Below are 20,452 nucleotides of genomic sequence, written 5' to 3' on the forward strand. Positions count from 1 at the left end.
GCCATGTCCGCTTCGTTCCCATTCTTGTCCACCGGAGGTATTGGCGAATCAAGGGGGAGAGGTTTTCAGCTTTCAGGGAACAGAAGAGAACGGACCGCTCATCCGCCAATGCCGCCGGTGGACAGGAGTGTCCACCCTCCTTATTTCACCACCGGCTCGTTCACGAAGGTGCCTTGGTTCTCGATCCGGTTGCCTTCGTATTTCACGCCGGAGCTTTCCTTGATCCACACCACGGAGTCCTTGGGAATACGGTAGCTGGCTCCGGTGTCCGGCGCGGCTTCGGTGAGGGGGGAAACGAAGCGGTTGTTCCTGACGGTGAGTCCCTCGGCGGAGGAGACGACCAGATGCGGGCCCTGGCCGCCTTCGATGACGTTGTCCTCGATGACCACGTTCTTGAAGACGGGGGCGGAGCGCAGTTGGTTCTTCTCCCCGGTGGCGGTAAGCGAAAGGGCGCCGGCCTGGCTGGACCATGGTGCGGGACAGAACCACCCGGCGTTGCGGATCACGTTCTTCCGGATGACCAGATCCTCAATGCCCGCGGCGGCGCTTCCCGGCAGTTCGGGGCAGACGATGAAGGCGTGCGGGGTGTCCAGCGTGTTGCCCTCCACCAGGCCACCGGCTTTCAGCAGCAGGCGGCCCGGGCTGTGGAGGTGGTTGTTCCGGAAGACGAAGCCCTGGCCCATGCGGTCCGGGGAATAGACGGAATCCCCGGGTTTCAGGTCGGACGGCTGGTCCAGCGTCAGCACGATGCACTTCGGGCTCACCTTCCAGGCGTCCCAGGTCTTCGCGCTCGTGAGCTTTTCCGCGACTTCCGGCGCGAGACCGGCGTCCTTGCGCGGCACCACCTTGCGGGAGGTGATCTTCCATTCCGGCCCGTTCACACCGGCGCGGATGCGGTCGCCGTTCCGGACGCCCTCGGTGAATTCGTCACGGCTGGCGATGATGACCGTGCCGCCTTCGTTCTTCACCACCAGAAAATCGGATGACTGCACGCTCCAGGAGTCATCCCCGGCGTGGCTGATCTCACAGCCCTCCACCAGCGGACCCTTGCGGATCGTCTTGCTCTGGAACGCATCCCAGGAACTGCTCAGAAGGCGTTCCTCCGTCGCACCCTCCGGCTTCGGCCCGGGGACGATGCGGCATTTCGTGAAGGTCGATCCGCCCTCGCCATCCGCCTCCAGGATGCCCATGCCGGGAGCGCTGTGGACCGTCACATTGTGAAGGTGGATGCGCTCGGACTGGTCGATGGAAATCGCGTGCGGCGCACCCGCTTCCTGGCCGGTGCTGAGGGATGCCAGATCGCCGGGTTTAGCGGCCTTGGCGATGCCGTTGAGTTTCACCCGCACCACATCCCCGCCCACCATCTCGGCCGTGGTGCCCCAGAGGAAGGGCATGCCCTTTTTCCGGAAGCGGGTCTTCGGATCGATCACATCGATCCGTGAGTAGGGCTTCTTCGGGTAGCCCGCGTGGATCTTCACATCGATGGAGTTCCCATCCTCCGCCGCGGCGATGACCTCGCCCTGGGTGAAGGGCAGGGGATCATAGTCCACCGTCAGGCCCTGGAGGGTCACGCCGGCGCATTTGTCCATGCTGATGGCCCGCATCAGTTTCGTGCCCACCATGGTCACGCCGTCCGCGATGATCTCCACATCCTTCGCCCCGCTGATGGCCCACAGCTCACCGCCGCCACCCTTCGGGGTGATGCGGTAGGTTCCCGGCGGGATGACGACGCGTTTCTCGCCGCGCTGGATCGCGTCGTTGACCAACGGACGGAAATCCTCCTGCGCGGAAAGCAACGCCGCGGAGAGAAACAGGATCAGGGAGGTGAGTCGGTTCATCCTGAACCTGATTTCGCGGAATGGTGTCATGTGAAATGATTGTCGTGATCTCCCCGACCTAGCACATCCCGGCCATGGGTGCCGCTCCCTGCTTTCCCCGGGGTGGATGGATTTCCAAAATTTTTTGCTAAATTCCGCACGCTTCGGGCCATTACCGCTATATGAACCCATCCGGCGTTTTCCTTGCGGTAGTCCTTTTCGTCGCGTCCATCCCTTTCGCGGATGCAGCCACCACCCTTTCCCCCTCCACCCGCGGACGGGTCGGCTTCGTCGGCCCCCTGGACAGTCCCACGGGCTACATGGTCGCAACGGAATCTTCGGCGAGCCTCCCTGTCGGGGATGGAGCGACGAACAACACCGTCTTCTCCGCCCTGTTCAACTTCACGCTCAGCGCCCATACGGCCGAAGTTGCCAGCGCCACCCAGATCCTCTTCAACGTGACGATCTCCAGCATCAGTGCGAATCCTCCCTCGGAGATCCGGCTGGTGGCGTTGAGCAGCGATACCAATACGGTGTTCGGTTCCAGATCCACCGCCGCAGGGGATGTCGTCGCCACCCTCAACGTATCCACCCTCGCCATCGGCCAGACGATCTCCTTTGATGTGACCAGCTTTGTGAAGGCCGACGCTCTGGCCGGGGACTTCTCGTCCTACCGCCTGGAAAGCAACTTCACCGCCAACAACACGAATGGCGTCGGAGATATCCTTGTCTTCGGCACCATCGGCTCGAATGACGCGCACCTTGAGATGATCCCGGAACCCGGTTTGTCCGGCCTGCTGGCGGGTGCGGCGGCCGCTGTCCTGATGTTGAGGAAACGCAGGCTTTCCTGACCGTCCGTCCATCCCCAGGTCCCCACCAGCGTTCCTTCCCATGCCCGCCATCATCCGTTGTTTTCTGGCCGCGGTGGCGTTCACCGCAGCCGTCCACGCGAAAGTCTCCGTAACTCCCGTTGCGGACGGCCATGTGATGAATACCAGCGCGACGACCAGCTACGGATCGTCAGCCACGTTGGTGGCCAACAGCAGCAACGGCGTCCGCGTCATCTACCTCCGCTTCGACCTTTCCACGGTCAACCTCCCCGCCGCCCGCATCACGCTCGATCTGTTCTCCAATGGGGTGGGATTCGATTCCTTCAACCTCTACGGCCTCGTCACCGGGGAGGATTGGCAGGAGTCCTCCCTCCGCTGGAACAACGCGCCGGGCATCAAAAACGCCTACACGACCAACAGCGGCACGCTTTCCCAGATCATCGAGCCGGCGGCCCTCTACCTCGGGGGCACACCGCTCGCCTCCTTCAGCGCCCCCGGTGCGGCGGATTCCCGCAACCGCGCTTTCGACGTCACCTCCGGACCCGTCCATGACTTCATCGCCGCGGATGCCGACAAGGTGGTGACCTTCCTCATCGTGGAGCAGGACCCGCCGGACAGTTCCGGCCTGAGCTGGCATTCGCGCGAGGCTGCGAACGCCGCGCTGCGTCCCACGCTTTCCTTTTATCAGGCGGGAGACACGTGGGACCATCTCCGCGTCGTGCTGCTCGGCGGACAGTCCAATATGGATGGCCGCGCCGCCGGATCCGGCCTGCCCGCCCATCTCCAGCAACCTCAGGAAGATATTCCCTTCTACTATCATACCCATGGTTCTTCAGCGAATGCCGACTCTTCGCTGGGGCAACTCACCACCCTGCGTCCGGGCGCGACACAGATGCCCGCCGGAGGATTCGGCCCCGAAGTTTCCCTCGGCTACCATCTTTCCCGTGCCATCGGGGAGGCACCGCGCACCCGTCTGGCCATCATCAAGTATGCCCGTGGCGGGACGAACCTCCACACCCAGTGGAAGGCGGGCGGGGACTCCTCCGTCACCGGGGATGGGGATGTCTATCAGGTCTGGCAGCGTGTCGTCCGCAACGGGGTCTCCGGGCTTTCCAACGCGTTCCCCGATGCCCGGCTCGACATCGCCGCCATCGTCTGGATCCAGTCCGGAAGCGACATCACCTCCAGCCAGGCGGCCTCCGCGGCCTATGGCGACAACCAGCGCGCCTTCATCCATGATGTCCGCGCCACCATCCGGCCGAATCTGCCGTTCTATCTCGCCAGGGTTTCGGACCAACTCTTCGCCCACTCGAATCCTTCGGGACCGAACTACCAGAACTACCTCCTCGTCCGTGCCGGACAGGAAGCCGTCGCCGGAGACACCGCCGGAGTCCACCTTCTGGAGTTCGACGGCTCCTCCTACCCGGTCCTCAGTGATGGCCTCCACTTCGCGGCCGGAGGGTTGGTGAAAATCGGCGAGGAATACGCGGATCACCTCGCGCGCACCATCATCCTCCGTTCTTCCATCCTGCCCGGACCGACACTCCGCTGGAACGCCATTCCCGGCCGCGCCTATCAGGTGGAGCACAGCGGGGATCTTTCCTCCTGGTCCTCCATCTCCGCCGGTCCTGTCTCCGAATGGACGGATCCCGCACCTCCAGCCAGACGGTTCTACCGCATCGCCGAGGCTGACTGAGGTAAAGTGGCTTGGCAGGATGGTCCAGCCACTTTCCGCCATCACCACTGGATCGGTTCGGCAAGTTGGCCCGCCTCCGCCCGGCCCGCCACATAGTGCGCCCGGATCTCCTCCGTGGTGAAGGCCCGGCCCGCCACGGCCACTTCATCCACCTTGCCCCCCAGGCTTCTGCTGCCGCCGCGTTCGCTGTTATCGCCCGCAAGCGCGCTGCCGATCTGGGAGATCCCCGGAACCGCGGGGATGCGATGGCGCAACGGTTTGGTGGCGATCAGCCGCCCGTCCATCCATAGGGTGATCCGCTGCGCCCGTGAGTCGTACACCCCCGCGAGGTGGGTCCATTTTCCGAGCGCCTTGCCCATCACGCTCCCGCTCAGCGCGAGATCCCACCCGCTCGCCCAGCCGTCCGGTGAGAGGAATTCCTCGGCACCGGTCATCACCCCCATTCTCACCCGGCCCAGTTGGTCGATGTTCCAGTGGATGCAGCCCCGCTGCTTGTCCGCTTCCCCTCTCCAGATCGGGGCCAGGGCGGTTGGCAGATCCTCCAGCCGCAGCCACACCAGAAAGGTCATCGCGTCATATTCTCCGGGCAAGGACAGTCTCAGGCGGTCCTTGCTGGTGCGGAAGGTGACCGCGGACTTCTCCCCCCAGCGGCCGGTGTTCCACTCTCCGCCGATCAACGAGCCATCCGCCTGCGGTGCGGCACCCGGCACCATGTTCGGGACGCGCCCCTCCGGATTGCCCGGGTGGAAGAGATAATGCACCAGCATCCCCGGCTGGGTGCTGAACTTTTCCGTGAAGGCCTTCCAGGCTTCGAGATCCGCCTTCGCTTTTCCGGACACCTGGTTCCACACCGCCGCCGGATCGGGGAAGACGGCTGCGATCGCCGGAACGCCGCTCCAGTTCTTGCCCTCCATTTTCAGGGCCTTGCCGCTGCCCAGCCGCATCCCGGTGATCCCCAGTTCCGGTTGTTCGACGGAAACCTCGCCGTTGAAAACATGAACTTCCTTTCTTCCGTCCGCTTCCGCCATCAACCCGAACTCGGTCCCGAGGTCCGTCACCCCGAGTTCTCCGGAGGTCACCCTGAACCCCACGGCCATCGGCGGAACATTCATCCGCAGCGTGCCCAGGTTCATCTTCATCTCCATGGGTGAAACGAGCTGGAATTCCGCCGGCCCCTGGATCCATCCCCGGGTGCCGTTGTAGAAGTCGATCCGCACTGTTCCCGCCTTCAGCCTCAGGTTGCCGGTGGGCAGGGTGTCCCCGCTCAGCCGGTTGGCTCCGTCCTCCCACACCGCTCCGGAACTGAGGCCGAGCAGCGCCACCGGTTCCACCTCCACCGTGGTCTCCACCGCCGCCATTTCTCCGCCGTCATCCTTCAAGGCCAGCCAGAGAGGCAGTCCCGCCATGGCCGCGATGCCCGCGGCGACCGCCAGCTTCACCCATCCTCTTCCGCGGGTCCGCTCCCGCGTTTCCTCGACCATCATCAGCTCCCGGCCCAGCGAGGCCAGCGCCCACTCCGTTCCCAGCGCGTGTTGCTCCGCAGCCTCCCAGAACAGCTCGCGGGCCCGTGCCGAGGACAGCACCATCCTCTCCAGTTCCAGACGATCCTCCCCCTTCAGCGACTCATCGAAGTAATCGCCCAGCAGTACCCTGAATCGTTCTTCGTGAAACATGATCTATTCCCGTGCCTCCCATTTTCTCGCCACGCACTCCTGCAGCAGCGCCCGTGCCCTTGAAATGGCGACCCGCACCGCGCCCAGGCTCCATCCCATGAGCCGGGAGATTTCCTCCGGCAGATGTTCCCCGCGGTAGCGCAGCTCCATCACCTGCCGCGCTTTCGGCGCCAGATCCTCCATGCATTCCTCGAACAACCCCAGCCGCTCGGCCAGGTCGCTGCGGTCCGGCTCCGAAGCCATCAGGGCGGACATCGCCTCTTCCGACAGCGGCTCGAACCGCCGTGCCCCCGCCTTCAGCGCCTCAAGCGTCTTGTATGCGGCGATCCGGCATACCCATGCAGGAAAGTTCGAATCCTTCTCGAAGTCGCCCGCCTTCCGGCAAACGGTGAGGAAGGTTTCCTGCACCACATCCTCCGCCCAGTGCGCGTTGGGGATCCGCGCGAGGACGGAGGCCCTCACCACCGGCAGATACCTCACGAAAAGCCTCTGGACCCGTTCCAGTGCCTCCTCGTCCACCGCTGCGGCGGTGATTGTGTTCCGCTGGCCCATCTTATCAGGGTTAAATGGCCCGTGTTCCGGCGCATTTAGCAAAAAATCGTCAGGACGCCCACATTTCGCTCAGGTGAACAGATGGCGGTGATCCTCCGCGGACAGCACCCGCCATTCACCTTCTTCCAGATCGTCCGGCAGTTTCAGCCCGCCGATGGAAATGCGCTCCAGTTCCAGCACGTGGTTGCCCACGGCGGCGAACATGCGGCGCACTTGGTGGTAGCGGCCCTCATGGAGCGTGATGAGCGCTTCCTTTTCCCCGGTGACCTCCAGTTTCGCGGGCAGCAGCGGCTTTGTTTCGCTGTTCAGCATCAACTCTCCGGATGCGAAGATCTCCGCTTCATGGCCTTCCAGCGGGCGGTCGAGCGTCGCCCGATAGACTTTGAGGCAGTTCGATTTCGGGTGGATGATCTTGTGGAGCAGCTTCCCGTCATCCGTCATCAGCAGCAGGCCGGTGGTGTCCTTGTCCAGCCTGCCGATGGGATTGAGTCCCGGGTTGCGGTGGGCGAAGCGCTCCGGCAGCAGGTCGTAGATGGTGCTGCCGGGATCCTCCGCGCTGCACGTATAGCCGTCCGGCTTGTTGAGTAGGATGGTCAGCGGGGCCGGCGGATCGAGGGGTTCCCCGCGGAAAAGGATCCGGTTGTGGCCGGGCACTTCGCTTTCGCCCAGCACCCTCCCATCGGTGTCCGTGACAGCGCCGGTCCTGATGAGGCGCTGGACTTCCTTGCGGGAGCCGTAACCGAGGTTGGCGAGCAGTTTGACGAGTTTCATGACAGAGGGATCAGCGGCGGTCGGCGGAGAGGATCTTATAGACGGTGTCCTCCGCCAGCTTGCGGGCGGGCATGCCGAGCGCGGTGAGTTCCGCTTCGTAGGGAAGCTGGCGGTTGGCGACCAGCAGCAATTTTCCGCCACGGTTGAGGGAAGCCGCCGCCGTCCTGATGAACGTGCGGCCGAGATCCACATCCGTCGCCTGGCCGCTGTGGAACGGCGGATTCATGATGATGATATCATACTTCTCCGGCAGACCCTTCGTCACATCATGCCAGTGGAAGGCGAGGGGGATCTCATCCGCCACCATGCAGGCGGGGGACTCCAGTGAAAGCGGATCTTCCTTCGCTCCGATGCCGCGCTGATGTTCCGCAAGGTTCCGTTCCGCGCAGGCCAGCGCACGGGCGTCGGCTTCGTAGAGATCCACGGAGGTGATCTTCGGGCATCGTTTCAGGAGGGCGTCCGTGAGGTAGCCCCACCCCGCACCCAGATCCGCGGCCTTCCCGCGCAGCGAGGCGGGAAGCTGCGCCGCCAGCAACAATGAGCCGGGATCGATGTGGTCCGCGCTGAAGATGCCCGCCTCCGTGGTGAAGCGGGTGTCCGGGATGTTCCTCCGCCCTCCGAGTGACCGCCATTCCTCCAGCAGGCCCTGGTCCCATGACGGCGATTTCACCGCGTGGAACGCACGGCATTTGTGCTTCTGGATGGACCGGATCTCCCGGGCGGCGTGGGAAAGTTCCTTTTCAAAACGCGCCGCGCCCGCCGTGTTCGGCATCGCCACCAGCAGCGTGCCGCCCGGCTCCAGAAGATCATGGCCGAGCGCGAACCAATGGAGCGCCTCGTCACGGGACTTTCCCGGCAGGACCATCACCAGCGGCCAGGTGCCTTCCGGAGCGGCGATGCGGGGGAGGCCCGCGTTGTCCCACGCATCCGCCTTCGGCTTGAAAGGCTGCCAGCCGGTGACCTGCGGCCACCCCGCCAGGTCCGGGTGTGGTTCCGCGCCCAGGAACAACGCCCGCTCCGGGACGGGGAGGCCGTCCGCGGCGAACGCGAGCATCAGGGTTTCCAGCGCGGGATTCATGGGCGCAGGCTCTGGTTTCCGGCCCGCTTTGGCGAGAGCAAGTTGTGACGCATCCGTCGGACGGATGGTGGAAAATGAGCGGTTTTTGAAACGTGGCGCATTGTTTCACGGAGCCGCTGCTGGGATAGTGGCGGCATGATCTGCGCTGTCTTCGACACCAAGCCCTATGACCGTGAATTTCTCTCCGCCGCTGCTTCCGGCACGGCTCTGGAGCTGCGCTTCCTGGAGTTCCGTCTCGGGCAGGAGACGGTGTTTTCCTCTGAGGGAGCGCAGAGCGTCTGCGTGTTCGTGAACGACCGCGTGGACCGTCCGGTGGTGGAAGCCTTGGCGGAGAAAGGCATCCGCCACATTGCGTTGCGCTGCGCCGGATTCAACAATGTCGATCTGGAGGCGGCGAAGGAACACGGCATCACCGTCACACGGGTGCCCGCCTACTCCCCCCACGCCGTGGCGGAGCACACCGTGGCGCTGCTGATGACCCTCAACCGGAAGATCCACCGTGCGTACAACCGTGTGCGGGAGCAGAACTTTTCGCTCAACGGACTGGTGGGGTTCGACCTGCATGGAAAGACGGTGGGCATCGTCGGCACCGGGAAGATCGGCAGGATCACCGCCGCCATATTCCGCGGCTTCGGCTGCCGGGTGCTGGCGCAGGATCCGTATGAAAGCAAGGAGTGGGCCGCGGAGAACGGCGTCACCTACACCTCGCTCGATGAACTGCTCGCCGCGAGTGACATCGTCTCGCTCCACTCGCCATTGTTTCCGGAAACCTACCACCTGCTGGATGCCGGCCGGCTCGCACGGATGAAGCGCGGGGCCTACCTCATCAACACCAGCCGCGGGAAGCTGGTGGACACCGCTGCCCTCATCGGTGCGCTGAAAAGCGGCCACCTCGGCGGGGTTGCACTGGATGTGTATGAGGAGGAGGAAGGCATCTTCTTCGAGGACCACTCCGGCCATGTCCTGGGGGATGACATCCTCGCCCGTCTGCTCACGTTCCCCAATGTGCTCGTCACCTCCCACCAGGCATTCCTGACCCATGAGGCGCTGGAGGAGATCGCCCGCGTGACGGTGGAGAATTTGACCCGGGTAGTGGCAGGGAAGAATCCGTTGGAAAACACCTCGCTCGGGTGAGAGAATGAACGGCCCGCTCCGTAGGAGCTCCGCCATCCCGGTCACATCATGTTGTTTGTCATGAAAGCCCTTTTCTCCACCCTCCTCCTCGGCCTCGCCGTCCTTCCCGCTTCCGCCGCCACCGTCACCTTCGGCTTTGAGAGCAGGGATTTCACACCGGTATCCTCAGGTTCCGGCTACACCACGACGAATCTCAGCGAGGCGGGAGACCTCGCCACCAATGCCGTCTTCGGCGGTTTCACCGGGACCCTGGCGCCCACCGCCACCACCATCGTGCGCGCCTACCGGCCGACGAATATGGCGAATAGCGAAACACCCGACATCAACACCCACGTTTCCTATCTGACCTTCACCATCACCCCGGATGCCGGGCAGATGCTGGATCTCTCCACCGCCACCTTGTCTTTCAACCTCGGCTCCTTCACCGGCTTCTCCGCCAACCAGGACATGAAGGCGTTCGCGCGGGCGGGCTATTCGGTCAACGGGGGAACCTATACCGCCCTTGGCAGTGTCGTCAGTGCCATCGCCCCCCCGTATGCGGACGCGGCGGACAACTGGACCGGACAGAGTTCGTTCAACTCCACCGCCAACAAGTTCAAGATCGTGCAGACCTCTTCCGGAGCGCTGTCCTTGTCCGGCATCACCGGCCTCGCGGCAGGGGACTCCGTGACGTTCAGGATCGCACTGGGTGATACCTCCAGCTCGAATGCTTCCCTGACGGGCACCAGCCAGATCAAAGGGATCTACGTCGACCAGATCTCCGTGGACGGTTTTTCCGTGATTCCGGAGCCATCCGCGATGGCCCTGGTGGCGATGGGAGGCCTGGCCTTTTCGCTCCGCCGGCGGAGATAATGTGCGATTCCCCGGGAGGGTGTGTCCGAATCGTCACCTGCGGTGAATTGTGACGATCGCGACAGAAGGGCACCTAGTCCGGGTTGAAACGTATTTCCCCCGCGTTGCTGTTAATGGGTCTGGCGGCCGGTCAGGCTGTCCGGGCGCAGTCCGATGATCTGCTTGGCGGACTGGTCACGCCGGGCCTCGGCTTCCTTCCCCGGGAGATCCGGGAACTGATGATCTACGAGGAGCCGTGGCTGGGACGGACTTTCGCTCCCGCGGAATGGCGGACGGACTTCAGCGAGCGGGATGTCCGCAGGCGTGCGGCGGATGCTTATGCCATCGACCAGGCGGAGCTGAGGCGTCGCAGGATCGGCGGGTTGGCGGATATTCGCCTGCAGACCGATGAGGATCTGGATGGCCGGTGGTTCGACCTGAAGACGCACGCGGAATGGTTCGACCAGCGGGGTGGGGATCCATCCTGGCAATCGCGGCTCCGGTTCAAAGTGGAACTGCCGGAGATCGATGCGGGCATCATGTTCTTTTACCGGCACCGGGAGCGGAATGACTCCGCGCAGAGCGAGCGCTCGAAATGGGCGGGAGCCGTGAACATGCCGGAGGGCCGGGACACCGGCTTCATCTATGAGCACGAGCAGCGGTCCAGCCTGGAGGATGAGGTCATGGACGAAGTGGGTGCGGTTTTCCGGTGGGAACCGTCCGCCGCCACGCGCCTGCTCATCGGCGGCGTCTACCGCCAGCAGGAGGACCATCTCATCGAGCAGCGGCTTGAGTTCGATACCCGGGCGGGGACGGCGGATCTGCCGGGGAGTCCGCCACGGCGCGGCTATCCTTACCAGAGCGCGACAGACGTGGTGGAGGACGGCGTCGTGACGGGGGCGACCCTGATTCCGGGCTTCGGGCGGCTGGAACGCCAGCTCAAGGATGAGGTGGAGGACAAGGAGCGCATCTCCGGTTTCATTGATTTCCACCATGAATACGCGCCGGATTCATGGTTCGGTGTGAAAGGGGAATACGCCCGCCGCACGAACCGGGAGCCGAACCGCTTCGACATTGAGTTCGCCGAGAGGACGGACGCCATGTGGTCCTACCACATGGACGGGGACCGTCCGGTGTTCGTGCCCGGGCCGCTCGCGCCGAACTCGCTCGGCCTGAGGAAAGCGGAGTTCGAGAACAACCTGAAGCGGCGGGAGCACGCGGAGCTGGAGGCTCTGGTCCACCACGCCCTCATGCCAGGCCATTCCATCGAGGCGGGGATCTTCGCGCAACGCACGTCGGATTTCCGCGACATCGGCTACCAGCGGTGGGAGCCGCCGGTTTCACCGATGGCAGACGGCTTCGATCAGGTGGCGGGCGACGACATCGGTGACGTGCTGGGCATACCGCTGGGAGTGGGGATCGATCCTGACAAGGCACGTGCCTATTTCGCCTCCCTCGCCGGTGCGCTGCGGCTGATGAACGCGGAGACGCTGCTGAAAAACTTCGGCGAGGATTACGACATGACCCGGGACATCACCGGGGGCAATCTGCTATACCGCTGGGACCGCATGAACTGGCGGCTGCACGCCGGCGTCCGCTATGAATCCGCGCGGACCTACGGCAGCGCCTATGACGCCCAGTGGACCGGGGTGGAACCGGCCCTGCGTCCGCCCACCGTCCAGGCAGCCGTCCGCCGCACGGAATCCTCGAAGACGGAGAACGACCTGCTGCCCGCCGTGCTGCTGGAGTACCAGCCGGAGACTTCCTGGCACTTCGCCGCGAATCTCCGCCAGACCCTCCAGCGTCCCACGCTGCGGGAGTCCGCGCCTTCCTCCTACGTGCACGGGGATGACGGAGTCGCGCCGCTCGCGCGCCTGGGGAATCCCAATCTGGACTCCTCCCGGCAGACGCAGCTCATCCTCACGGCGAACCACGCCTTCGCCCCCGGCTCCATGATCCGGGTGAAGGCGGAAGCGTGGAAGGTGGACCAGCCGCTCACCTCCGCCTCCTGGTTCCAGTCTTATCAGCCGGACAACCCGGCCCTCAGCACCAGGCCGACCGCCAACTACCGCTTCGATCAGACGCTCAACGCGGACGATGGCGAGCTGCTCCGCCTCGGCCTCCACTACGCGCAGACCTTCCATTTCCTGCCGCACCCGTTCGACCAGATCGGTGCCTTCGCCTCATACGACTATACCCATAGTAGCCAAGAGCTGGAAGTGAACGGGACCCGGCGGGACACGCCGCTGAGCCACCAGCCGCGCCACCGCGGCGTGGCGGGCTTCTTCTACCGCAGCCACCGCTGGAAGGGCTTCGTCTCCGCGGACCTCCACAGCGACTACCTCGTCTCTGCCGGTGGTTCGCGCGAGGGCCTCTCCGGAGCGGGGGACCTGTGGGTGGACCAGCGCATCACCCTGAACGCCGGCCTTTCCTGGATGTTGAGGCCGGACCTGGAGATCTACACCGAGTTCAACAACATCACCAACGCCGCGTTCCGGATGTACGAGGGAACCCCGCGCCGCCAGACGCTGCTCGAGGAAACCGGTCCCTCCATGCGGATTGGCGCACACTGGACTTTCTGACGATGATCCCACGACTCACCGCGATTCTTCCGATCTGCCTGGCTCTGGCGGGACCTGCCAAGGCCGCCCTGGAGCTTGTTTCCGAACTGCGCCTGCCGAAGGGTGCCGGGGAGATCCTCACGCTGGATCCCGCGGGCGGGAATGTGTTCGGAACGGACGGCGCGAAGGGGCTGGTGAGGATCTCCCTTGCGGATCCATACAACCCGAAAGTGGAGGGAACCATCGACCTGCGGAAGATCCATCCCGGCGGACTCTCCGCGGTATCCTCCGTGGCGGCGGACCCCGCCGGGCGTGGGCTGGTGGCCGCCGCGCTGATCCCAAAGAACCCGATCTGTGATCGCGGTCTAGTCGTCCTCATCGACAGCCGCAGCGGCGAGGTGATCCACCGGATGGAAAGCGGCTGGCATCCAGACTGTGTCAGTTTTTCCAAGGACGGCCGCTGGCTGCTGGTCGCGAACGAAGGGGAGTTCCGGAAGTTCCAGCCGCAGACACCCGGCTCGCTGGGCGTCTGCGACCTTTCCGCTCTCAAGGATCTTTCGGGCGTTGGGAGGCTGGTGCTGAAGGATCATCCGCTGGGGCCGCGCGAGGTCGTCGCGGGCGTGCGGACACCGCATGAAAGCGATCCGTCACGCCGCCATCTGGATCTGGAACCGGAGTATGTCACCTCGGACGGCAGGCACGCCTACGTCTCCCTCCAGGAGAACAACGCCATCGCCGTGTTCGACCTGCGGGCCGGGGCCTGGTCACGCGTCATCCCGCTCGGTTCATGGCCGGTGCGGATGGACGTGTCCGACCGGGATGGCCCGTGGGGACGGCGGGCGGTCAATGTCACGAATCTCGTCGAAGCGATGCCCATGCCTGACACCATCTCGGTTATCGAAGCGGGTGGTCGCCTCCTGATCGCCTCCGCGAATGAAGGCGAAGGGGAGGAAGTGGCCCGCGTGAAGCATCTCGGCACGGACGGTCCCGCGCTGGCACCGGAGCTGAGGGCGGAACTGAAGAAGCAATTCGGGATCGACCCCCAGCAGGACGCCGCGTTGGGCAGACTCCAGGTTTCCAAGATCGACGGGCTGGATGCCAGCGGCCGCATCTCGAAGCTCCACGCGGCGGGAACACGTTCCTTTTCCCTGTGGGATGCCGCCACGGGCAGGCGCGTCTATGATTCCGGTTCCTATTTCGAGGACTTCGCCGCGGGCAACGATCCGGCCTCCTTCAACACCAACGGCGGAAAGTATTCCGAATGGGACCGCCGCTCCGACAACCGTGGCCCGGAGACCGAAGCCATCGCCACCGCCAGGGTGCGCGGCGTGCCGATGGTCTTCGTCGCGAACGAACGCCAGAACGGACTCTTCGCGTTCAACCTCTCCTCTCCTTCGAAGCCATCTCCGGTCGGCTACTACAACGGCAGGAGCGGCCGCCACTCCGCGCCTGAATGCATCCTGCCGGTCCCGGCGAAGGCCACGCGCCTCGGCCGGGATCTCGTCATCACCGCTTGGGAGGGCAGTTCCTCCATCACCATCCACCTCGTCACGCCATGATCCGCATCCTTTCGCTCCTCGCCCTCGGCGTCCCGGTCGCGTCGGCCAACATCCTCATCACGGAGGTCAACTCGAACGCCGCCGCCCCCGCCAGTTCGGACTTCTTCGAACTCCACAACCACGGCTCCGCTCCGGTCAACCTCAACGGCTGGCGGTGGAACGACAGTGACGGCAGGTTCTCCGAGGGCAAGGCCTTCGGAAACGTGACGATCCCGGCGGGCGGCGTGCTCGTCGTCTTCACCAGCAATGCGGGCGCTGCGACCTATCCCGCGGAGTCCGCGTTCCGCTCCGCCTGGAACAATCTCACGGCACCTGTCTATTACGACACGAACTTCAGCATCGGCCTCGGGGGAGGGGATGCGGTGATCCTTTTCAACGCCAGCGGCGTCGTCGCCGCCCACCTGAACTACGGCACCGCGAATGTGACCGCGGTCCAGGGTGACAACTCGACAATCTCCATCCCGCCGCTGACGAGGATCAACGGAAACACATCCGCCGGTGGTCACGCGGGTGTGTCCGTGGGTGGCACGGCCCAGGTTTCCGCCGTGTGGAGTCCGGGTTCCGGAACCACCAGCCCACGCTATGCCGCTGCCGCCGTTGACAGCCTCTCGGCCTTCGCGCAATCGGCCAACCCGGGCACCATCGGTTCGCCGGGTGTCGTGGGATCCGGCACCATCGGAAACGTCGCGCCGACTTTCTCCAGCGCACCGGTGATCTATGGAGTGGAGGGATTCGACCTCAGCAACTCCCTCCACCTGATCTCCGCCAGTGACCCGAACCCCGGGCAGACGGTGACCCTTTCCGTGGTCTCGAAACCCGCTTGGGTGACCGTCAACACGGGCAATGGATCCGTGGCCGGGATCCCGCCTGCGGCAGGTGACTATGAGATGGTGGTGCGCGCCACGGACAATGCCTCGCCCCCGCTGTCCGCGGACCAGACGATCACGATCACCGTTTTCGCGGAGAGCGCGCCGGTCCTGCTCAACGAATACAGCGCGGTCGCGGCAGGTGAATTTCTAGGCGGTGAAACCAGCACGGCGGTGGATACTTACTTCGGCCGCGTCGCCGGAAATGGCGGCGAGTGGTTCGAGCTGGTGGTGGTGGGGAACGGTACCGCGAACTCCAAGGTGGACATGCGCGGATGGAAGCTCGATGTGCTCGGCGACCTCGGCACACGGACCCTGGTGCTGAGCAATGATGCCTACTGGTCGAATGTCACCGCGGGTACCATCCTCACCTTCACCACCTCCAACACCGCGCAGGGCGGACTGGACACGCAGATCCACAAGACCAGTGCCCTCACCTCCACCGGCGTGCTGTGGTCGAACATCTGGATCTTTGATCCCTCCTTCATCTCCCAGCAGGAATCCACAGTGAACAACCGCATGGGCATCAGCAGCTCGAACACGCGCTTCGTGATCCGCGATGCGGCAGGGCGCGTGGTATTCGGTCCCGCGGGCGAAGGAATCGCCACCGGCGGCGTGCCACCGGACACCGTGGGTGTGAACTCCGGGGAAGTGGTGAAGCTGGAGGCTGATCCCATCCCTTTCATCGATCCCTATTACAGCCCGTACAATGATGGCACCACCTCGTCCTTCGGCGCGCCGAATCTGTGGGGCGGCGGTGGATCCGATCAGAAGTTCACCGCGTACCGGACGGCCAACAGTCCTCCGAGGTTCACTTCCTCCCCTCTGACCCGGGCCTACGGCAGCTACAGCCACACCTTCACCACCGCGGATCCGGACGGAAATGCGGTCACGCTCAGCGCGACGGGGCTTCCTTCCTTCCTCACGCTGACTCCGGGCGCTGGCGGCACCGCGACCCTGTCCTCCAATCGACCGCTCACGCTGGATGACGCCGGATTCCACACGGTCCGGATCGTCGCCAACGACGGCCAGGCCTCTAACAACATCACGCCCCAGGTCTTCACGCTCACGGTGTTCCACGACAAGCCGGCGGTGATCCTCAACGAATACAACGCGGTCTCCGCCGGGAGCCTGCTGGGTGGTCCGGAAGAGTCCTCTTCGGACACCCACTTCGGCCGCATCGCGGGGAACGGCGGCCGTTGGTTCGAGCTGGCAGTGACGGGCAACGGCGGGCCGGGAACGGTCGACCTGCGCGGATGGAGGATCGAGATCGGCTCCTCGCGCGGGGGTCATCCTTTCACGGCGGCCAATGTCATCACCCTCGCCGCCCATGGAGACTGGTCGGCGGTCCGGGCGGGTTCCCTGCTCACGTTCATCAATGCGAACACCGCCGGTGGCGGACTCGATACCCACATCCTGCGCCGTGACCGTTCGTCAACGCTGGGGGACTCTTGGTCGAATGTCTGGCTGGGCGACAGCGCCCGCCTGTCCGTCACCGGGGCAACGGTTTCCGGGAATGTCGTCGATGGCATCGCCATCGGAAATGATGACACGCAGTTCCTGATCCGGGACGCGTCCGGACGGATCGTCTTCGGCCCGGTGGGTGAGGGCATCGCTCCGGTCTCCGGCATCAGCGCGACGGAAGTGTTCGAACTGGAAGGGCATCCGTCGCCAGCCGTCGCCCCTTTCATCACCTCGGATGACACCTCAGTTCCACCGCGGGAAGGCTACGACGATGGAGCCTCCGGCTCCACCTTCGGCTGGCCGAACGAGTGGCACCGCGGTACCGGCGGCCCGCTGACGCTTCAGGATTTCACGCCGTATATCGGCGGTATCCCTGCCAGCGGATTCAGTCTCTGGATCTCTGCGTTCCCCGCCCTTGCGGACAAGACGGCCCGGGGGGACTCCGACCTGGACGGACGGGTCAACTACGCCGAATACGTCTTCGGCGGAAATCCCGGCGTGGCGGATGGTCCTTATGCACAGACTTTCGCCTCTGCGGCAGGCTCCGCCACCTGGGGCTTCGTCATGAGGGACGACAGTTCGATCCGCTACGTCCTGAAGCGTTCGGCGAATCTATCCGTCTGGACCCTGGCGGATGATCTCGCCGTTTCCTTCGCTCCGCATCCGGACATCCCCGGCTTCCTCCGCGGCACGGTGGCGCTGCCGCCGGTGCCCGCCGCCGGGAAAGAGTTCTTCCGCATCGAACTGGAGATCCCCGCGGAGTGATCCGTGGCGGATTCGTCACATGACGGCGATTCCCCGCATACGCGAAAAGCCGGTTGATACCCGCATCCGGATTCCCCGACCGAATATGAAAAAGAAAACACTCGTCTTCTGCCTGTCCCTGATGGGCGTTCTCACGCTCTCGTCGAACGCGGCGATGGTCATCACCGAATGGATGTACCAAGGCACCGGAACCGGCGGAGCCGGGGAGTTCATCGAGTTCACCAACACCGGGTCGAGCGCCATCGACATGAATGGATGGAGCTTCTGGGATTCCGTCACTCCGGTCCCGACCACCAGGATCGATCTTTCCGGATTCGGGATGGTTGCGCCGGGTCAATCGGTGATCCTTACGGATGCGACGGCGGAGGATTTCCGCACCGCATGGGGACTGGGAGCAGGTGTCGCGGTCATCGGCAGCCTCAGCCAGAACCTGGGACGTGCGGATGCGATCCAACTCTACAACGCCGCAGGCAGCCTGGTGGACCAACTGGTCTACAACGATCAGGGCACAGGCAATGTCAAAGGCCCCCGCACGCAGGGCACCAGCGCGATCACCACCCCTGCCAACTATGGGACGGACAACGCATCCGCATGGGTTCTTTCGACCGGCGACAGCCTGACCTGGACATCGACTCTCGGCACCGGCAGTCCCGGCGTCGCCGCCATCCCGGAGCCGTCTTCACTCGCCCTGCTGGGTTCCATGGGTGCGCTGGCGTTTCTCCGCCGCCGCCGCTGAATCGCGGAAACCGCATCTTTCATTCACCACGGGACGTTTCCGGAAGGGGGCGTCCCGTTTCCCGTGCTTGCCATAGCGGGCATGATGCGGTTTTTTCCGGCCACGAAACTCTCCCATCATGTCCACCGCATCCCCGCAGCAGCACACTTTCCAGGCCGAGGTCAAACAGCTCCTCGATATCGTCATCCACTCCCTCTACACGGATAAGGAAATCTTCGTCCGGGAGCTGGTTTCCAACGCGTCCGACGCTCTGGAGAAGATGCGCCTCAAGGAGCTGACCGAGTCCGATGTCTTCGAGAAGGGCAAGGCGCTGGAGATCACCATCACCGCGGATGAGGAGAACAAGACCCTCACCATCGCGGACTCCGGCATCGGCATGACGGAGGAGGAACTGGTGCGCAACCTCGGCACCATCGCCCACTCCGGCACGAAGGCCTTCCTCCAGGCGATGAAGGAAAAGGGCGAGGCCGGTCCTGAGGTCATCGGCCAGTTCGGCGTCGGCTTTTACAGCGCCTTCATGGCGGCGGACCGCGTGGAGGTCTACACCCGCTCCTGGGAGCCGGGCGCACCGGGCCTGAAGTGGGAGAGCGACGGCCAGGGCGGATATACGATCGAGCAGGCGGAGGACGTTTCCCGCGGCTCGAAGATGGTCCTGCACCTGAAGGACGAAGCTTTCGCGAAAAAGCACAAGGTCGAGGAGCTGCTGAAGAAATACTCGAACTTCGTTTCCTTCCCGATCCTCGTTGAAGGCGAGCGCGTCAACACCGTCGGCGCGATCTGGCTGAAGTCGAAGAACGAGGTGTCCAAGGAGGAATACGCGGAGTTCTACAAGTTCATCGGCCACGCGTGGGACGAGCCGTTCTACACCATGCACTTCAGCGCGGACGCGCCCATCACCATCAACGCGCTGCTCTTCACCCCGGGTGAGAACAACGAGCGCTTCGGCATGGGCCAGATGGAGCCGGGCGTCGCCCTCTACTGCAAGAAGGTGCTCATCGACCCGAAGCCGAAGGGCCTGCTGCCGGAGTGGCTGCGCTTTCTCAAGGGCGTGATCGACTCCGCCGACCTGCCGCTCAACATCTCCCGCGAGTCCATGCAGGACAGCGCGCTGGTGAAGAAGCTGAACCAGCTCATCACGAAGCGTTTCCTCAAGTTCCTCGAAAAGCAGGCCACGGACGAGCCGGAGAAATTCCGTGAGTTCCACGAGAAGTTCGGCCGCTTCCTCAAGGAAGGCATCGCCACCAGCTATGAGCACCAGGAAGCCCTCGCCGGGCTGCTGCGCTTCGAAAGCTCCATGACGGAGGCCGGCACGCTCACCAGCTTCGCCGACTACAACACCCGCGCGAAAGAAGAGCAGAAGGAGATCTACTACCTCACCGGTCCGTCCCGCGAGGTGATCGAGAGCGGTCCGTATCTGGAGGCGTTCAAGGCTCGCGGGCTGGAGGTCGCCTTCTTCACGGATCCCGTGGACAGCTACGTGCTCCAGTCGCTGCCGGAGTTCGCGGGCAAGACGCTCGTCGCCGCCGACCGCGCGGAGATCGAACTGGATGACCTTTCCGATGAGAAGGAAAAGCTCGGCGAAGCCGAGGCCAAGTCCCTCACCGAGTGGCTCCAGGAAAAGCTGGGCGGCAAGGTGGCATCGGTGAATGTCGGCAAGCGCCTGGTCGAAAGCCCGGTGGTCGCCCTCACGCCGAAGGACTCCCTCAACCCGCAGATGCGCGCGATGATGAAGTCCATGGGCCAGGAGATGCCGGAGGAAAAGCCGACGCTGGAGATCAACGCCGGGCACGGTCTGGTGAAGAAGCTTTCCTCGCTCAAGGACAGCGATCCGGAACTGGCGGAGGCCATCGGCGTCCAGCTCGCGGACCAGGCGCTGCTTGCCGCTGGTCTGGTGGAGAACCCACAGGCCGTCGCCGCACGGATGAACGCGCTGCTGGAGCGGGTTATCAAGTGAGGTTGCCTCCAGGCAACGGAACATTCCCTGCCGCCTCCATTTCACGCGACAGCGTCATGGAGTGCGGCGGCCCTCCGCCGCTTTGGGGGGAGGACGTCGCCCAGCCTTTGGAGGTGGCAGCCACTTGGGATGCCGAAATCATCCTTTGTTCCGGGAGAGTGGTGC

At 64.2% G+C, this 20,452-nt stretch carries 14 protein-coding genes; 9 read left to right on the forward strand and 5 right to left on the reverse strand.

The annotated features are described in order from the left end of the window. Positions 1-140 precede the first annotated feature (140 nt). A complete protein-coding gene (locus KF712_07665) occupies positions 141-1,838 on the reverse strand; it encodes a hypothetical protein (GenBank protein MBX3740850.1) in 1,698 nt (565 codons plus the stop codon). A 161-nt stretch (positions 1,839-1,999) separates the two neighbouring features. Between KF712_07665 and KF712_07670 the strand changes: the two genes are divergently transcribed. Together KF712_07670 and KF712_07675 are read left to right on the forward strand one after the other, a co-directional pair. Further along, the gene (locus tag KF712_07670; protein MBX3740851.1) at positions 2,000-2,668 is read left to right on the forward strand and encodes a hypothetical protein; all 669 of its coding nucleotides are present in this window, start codon (positions 2,000-2,002) and stop codon (positions 2,666-2,668) included. Positions 2,669-2,708: 40 nt separating this feature from the next. Continuing rightward, complete coding sequence (locus tag KF712_07675; protein MBX3740852.1) at positions 2,709-4,343, forward strand: DNRLRE domain-containing protein; 1,635 nt, start codon at positions 2,709-2,711, stop codon at positions 4,341-4,343. 41 nt (positions 4,344-4,384) lie between these two features. Here KF712_07675 and KF712_07680 read toward each other — a convergent pair whose 3' ends face one another. The 4 genes from KF712_07680 to KF712_07695 form a co-directional block, all read right to left on the reverse strand. Continuing rightward, a complete protein-coding gene (locus tag KF712_07680) occupies positions 4,385-6,016 on the reverse strand; it encodes a LamG domain-containing protein (GenBank protein ID MBX3740853.1) in 1,632 nt (543 codons plus the stop codon). Between the two features lie 3 nt (positions 6,017-6,019). After that, the gene (locus KF712_07685) at positions 6,020-6,568 is read right to left on the reverse strand and encodes a sigma-70 family RNA polymerase sigma factor (protein MBX3740854.1); all 549 of its coding nucleotides are present in this window, start codon (positions 6,566-6,568) and stop codon (positions 6,020-6,022) included. A 69-nt stretch (positions 6,569-6,637) separates the two neighbouring features. Then, a complete protein-coding gene (locus tag KF712_07690) occupies positions 6,638-7,339 on the reverse strand; it encodes an rRNA pseudouridine synthase (GenBank protein ID MBX3740855.1) in 702 nt (233 codons plus the stop codon). A 10-nt stretch (positions 7,340-7,349) separates the two neighbouring features. Beyond that, positions 7,350-8,417: a class I SAM-dependent methyltransferase gene (locus tag KF712_07695; GenBank protein MBX3740856.1), complete on the reverse strand. Its 1,068-nt coding sequence runs from the start codon at positions 8,415-8,417 to the stop codon at positions 7,350-7,352. Positions 8,418-8,552: 135 nt separating this feature from the next. Here KF712_07695 and KF712_07700 point away from each other — a divergent pair, with 135 nt between their 5' ends. From KF712_07700 to htpG, 7 genes are all read left to right on the forward strand, one after another. Next, positions 8,553-9,551, forward strand: coding sequence for a 2-hydroxyacid dehydrogenase (locus KF712_07700; GenBank protein MBX3740857.1), 999 nt, complete (start codon positions 8,553-8,555; stop codon positions 9,549-9,551). Between the two features lie 60 nt (positions 9,552-9,611). Beyond that, positions 9,612-10,403: a PEP-CTERM sorting domain-containing protein gene (locus tag KF712_07705; protein ID MBX3740858.1), complete on the forward strand. Its 792-nt coding sequence runs from the start codon at positions 9,612-9,614 to the stop codon at positions 10,401-10,403. 83 nt (positions 10,404-10,486) lie between these two features. Beyond that, the gene (locus KF712_07710) at positions 10,487-12,964 is read left to right on the forward strand and encodes a TonB-dependent receptor (GenBank protein ID MBX3740859.1); all 2,478 of its coding nucleotides are present in this window, start codon (positions 10,487-10,489) and stop codon (positions 12,962-12,964) included. A gap of 2 nt (positions 12,965-12,966) precedes the next feature. Continuing rightward, positions 12,967-14,502 (forward strand): hypothetical protein, encoded by a 1,536-nt coding sequence (locus KF712_07715; protein MBX3740860.1) that lies wholly within the window; start codon positions 12,967-12,969, stop codon positions 14,500-14,502. Continuing rightward, positions 14,499-17,597, forward strand: coding sequence for a lamin tail domain-containing protein (locus KF712_07720; GenBank protein ID MBX3740861.1), 3,099 nt, complete (start codon positions 14,499-14,501; stop codon positions 17,595-17,597). The genes KF712_07715 and KF712_07720 overlap by 4 nt, the downstream gene beginning before the upstream one ends. Before the next feature lie 85 nt (positions 17,598-17,682). After that, positions 17,683-18,333: a lamin tail domain-containing protein gene (locus KF712_07725; protein MBX3740862.1), complete on the forward strand. Its 651-nt coding sequence runs from the start codon at positions 17,683-17,685 to the stop codon at positions 18,331-18,333. A gap of 118 nt (positions 18,334-18,451) precedes the next feature. Next, positions 18,452-20,287 carry a molecular chaperone HtpG gene (gene htpG / locus KF712_07730; GenBank protein MBX3740863.1) on the forward strand — a complete coding sequence of 612 codons (1,836 nt, stop codon included), beginning with the start codon at positions 18,452-18,454 and terminating at the stop codon, positions 20,285-20,287. Positions 20,288-20,452: the final 165 nt, after the last annotated feature.

It is taken from the genome of Akkermansiaceae bacterium (genome assembly GCA_019634595.1).
Taxonomy (GTDB): Bacteria; Verrucomicrobiota; Verrucomicrobiia; order Verrucomicrobiales; family Akkermansiaceae; genus Luteolibacter.

Coding starts and splice junctions, on each gene's coding strand:
- KF712_07665 (MBX3740850.1), bottom strand. CDS start 1,838: ATGAACCGACTCACCTCCCTGATCCTGTTTCTCTCCGCGGCGTTGCTT.
- KF712_07670 (MBX3740851.1), top strand. CDS start 2,000: ATGAACCCATCCGGCGTTTTCCTTGCGGTAGTCCTTTTCGTCGCGTCC.
- KF712_07675 (MBX3740852.1), top strand. CDS start 2,709: ATGCCCGCCATCATCCGTTGTTTTCTGGCCGCGGTGGCGTTCACCGCA.
- KF712_07680 (MBX3740853.1), bottom strand. CDS start 6,016: ATGTTTCACGAAGAACGATTCAGGGTACTGCTGGGCGATTACTTCGAT.
- KF712_07685 (MBX3740854.1), bottom strand. CDS start 6,568: ATGGGCCAGCGGAACACAATCACCGCCGCAGCGGTGGACGAGGAGGCA.
- KF712_07690 (MBX3740855.1), bottom strand. CDS start 7,339: ATGAAACTCGTCAAACTGCTCGCCAACCTCGGTTACGGCTCCCGCAAG.
- KF712_07695 (MBX3740856.1), bottom strand. CDS start 8,417: ATGAATCCCGCGCTGGAAACCCTGATGCTCGCGTTCGCCGCGGACGGC.
- KF712_07700 (MBX3740857.1), top strand. CDS start 8,553: ATGATCTGCGCTGTCTTCGACACCAAGCCCTATGACCGTGAATTTCTC.
- KF712_07705 (MBX3740858.1), top strand. CDS start 9,612: ATGAAAGCCCTTTTCTCCACCCTCCTCCTCGGCCTCGCCGTCCTTCCC.
- KF712_07715 (MBX3740860.1), top strand. CDS start 12,967: ATGATCCCACGACTCACCGCGATTCTTCCGATCTGCCTGGCTCTGGCG.
- KF712_07720 (MBX3740861.1), top strand. CDS start 14,499: ATGATCCGCATCCTTTCGCTCCTCGCCCTCGGCGTCCCGGTCGCGTCG.
- KF712_07725 (MBX3740862.1), top strand. CDS start 17,683: ATGAAAAAGAAAACACTCGTCTTCTGCCTGTCCCTGATGGGCGTTCTC.
- htpG (MBX3740863.1), top strand. CDS start 18,452: ATGTCCACCGCATCCCCGCAGCAGCACACTTTCCAGGCCGAGGTCAAA.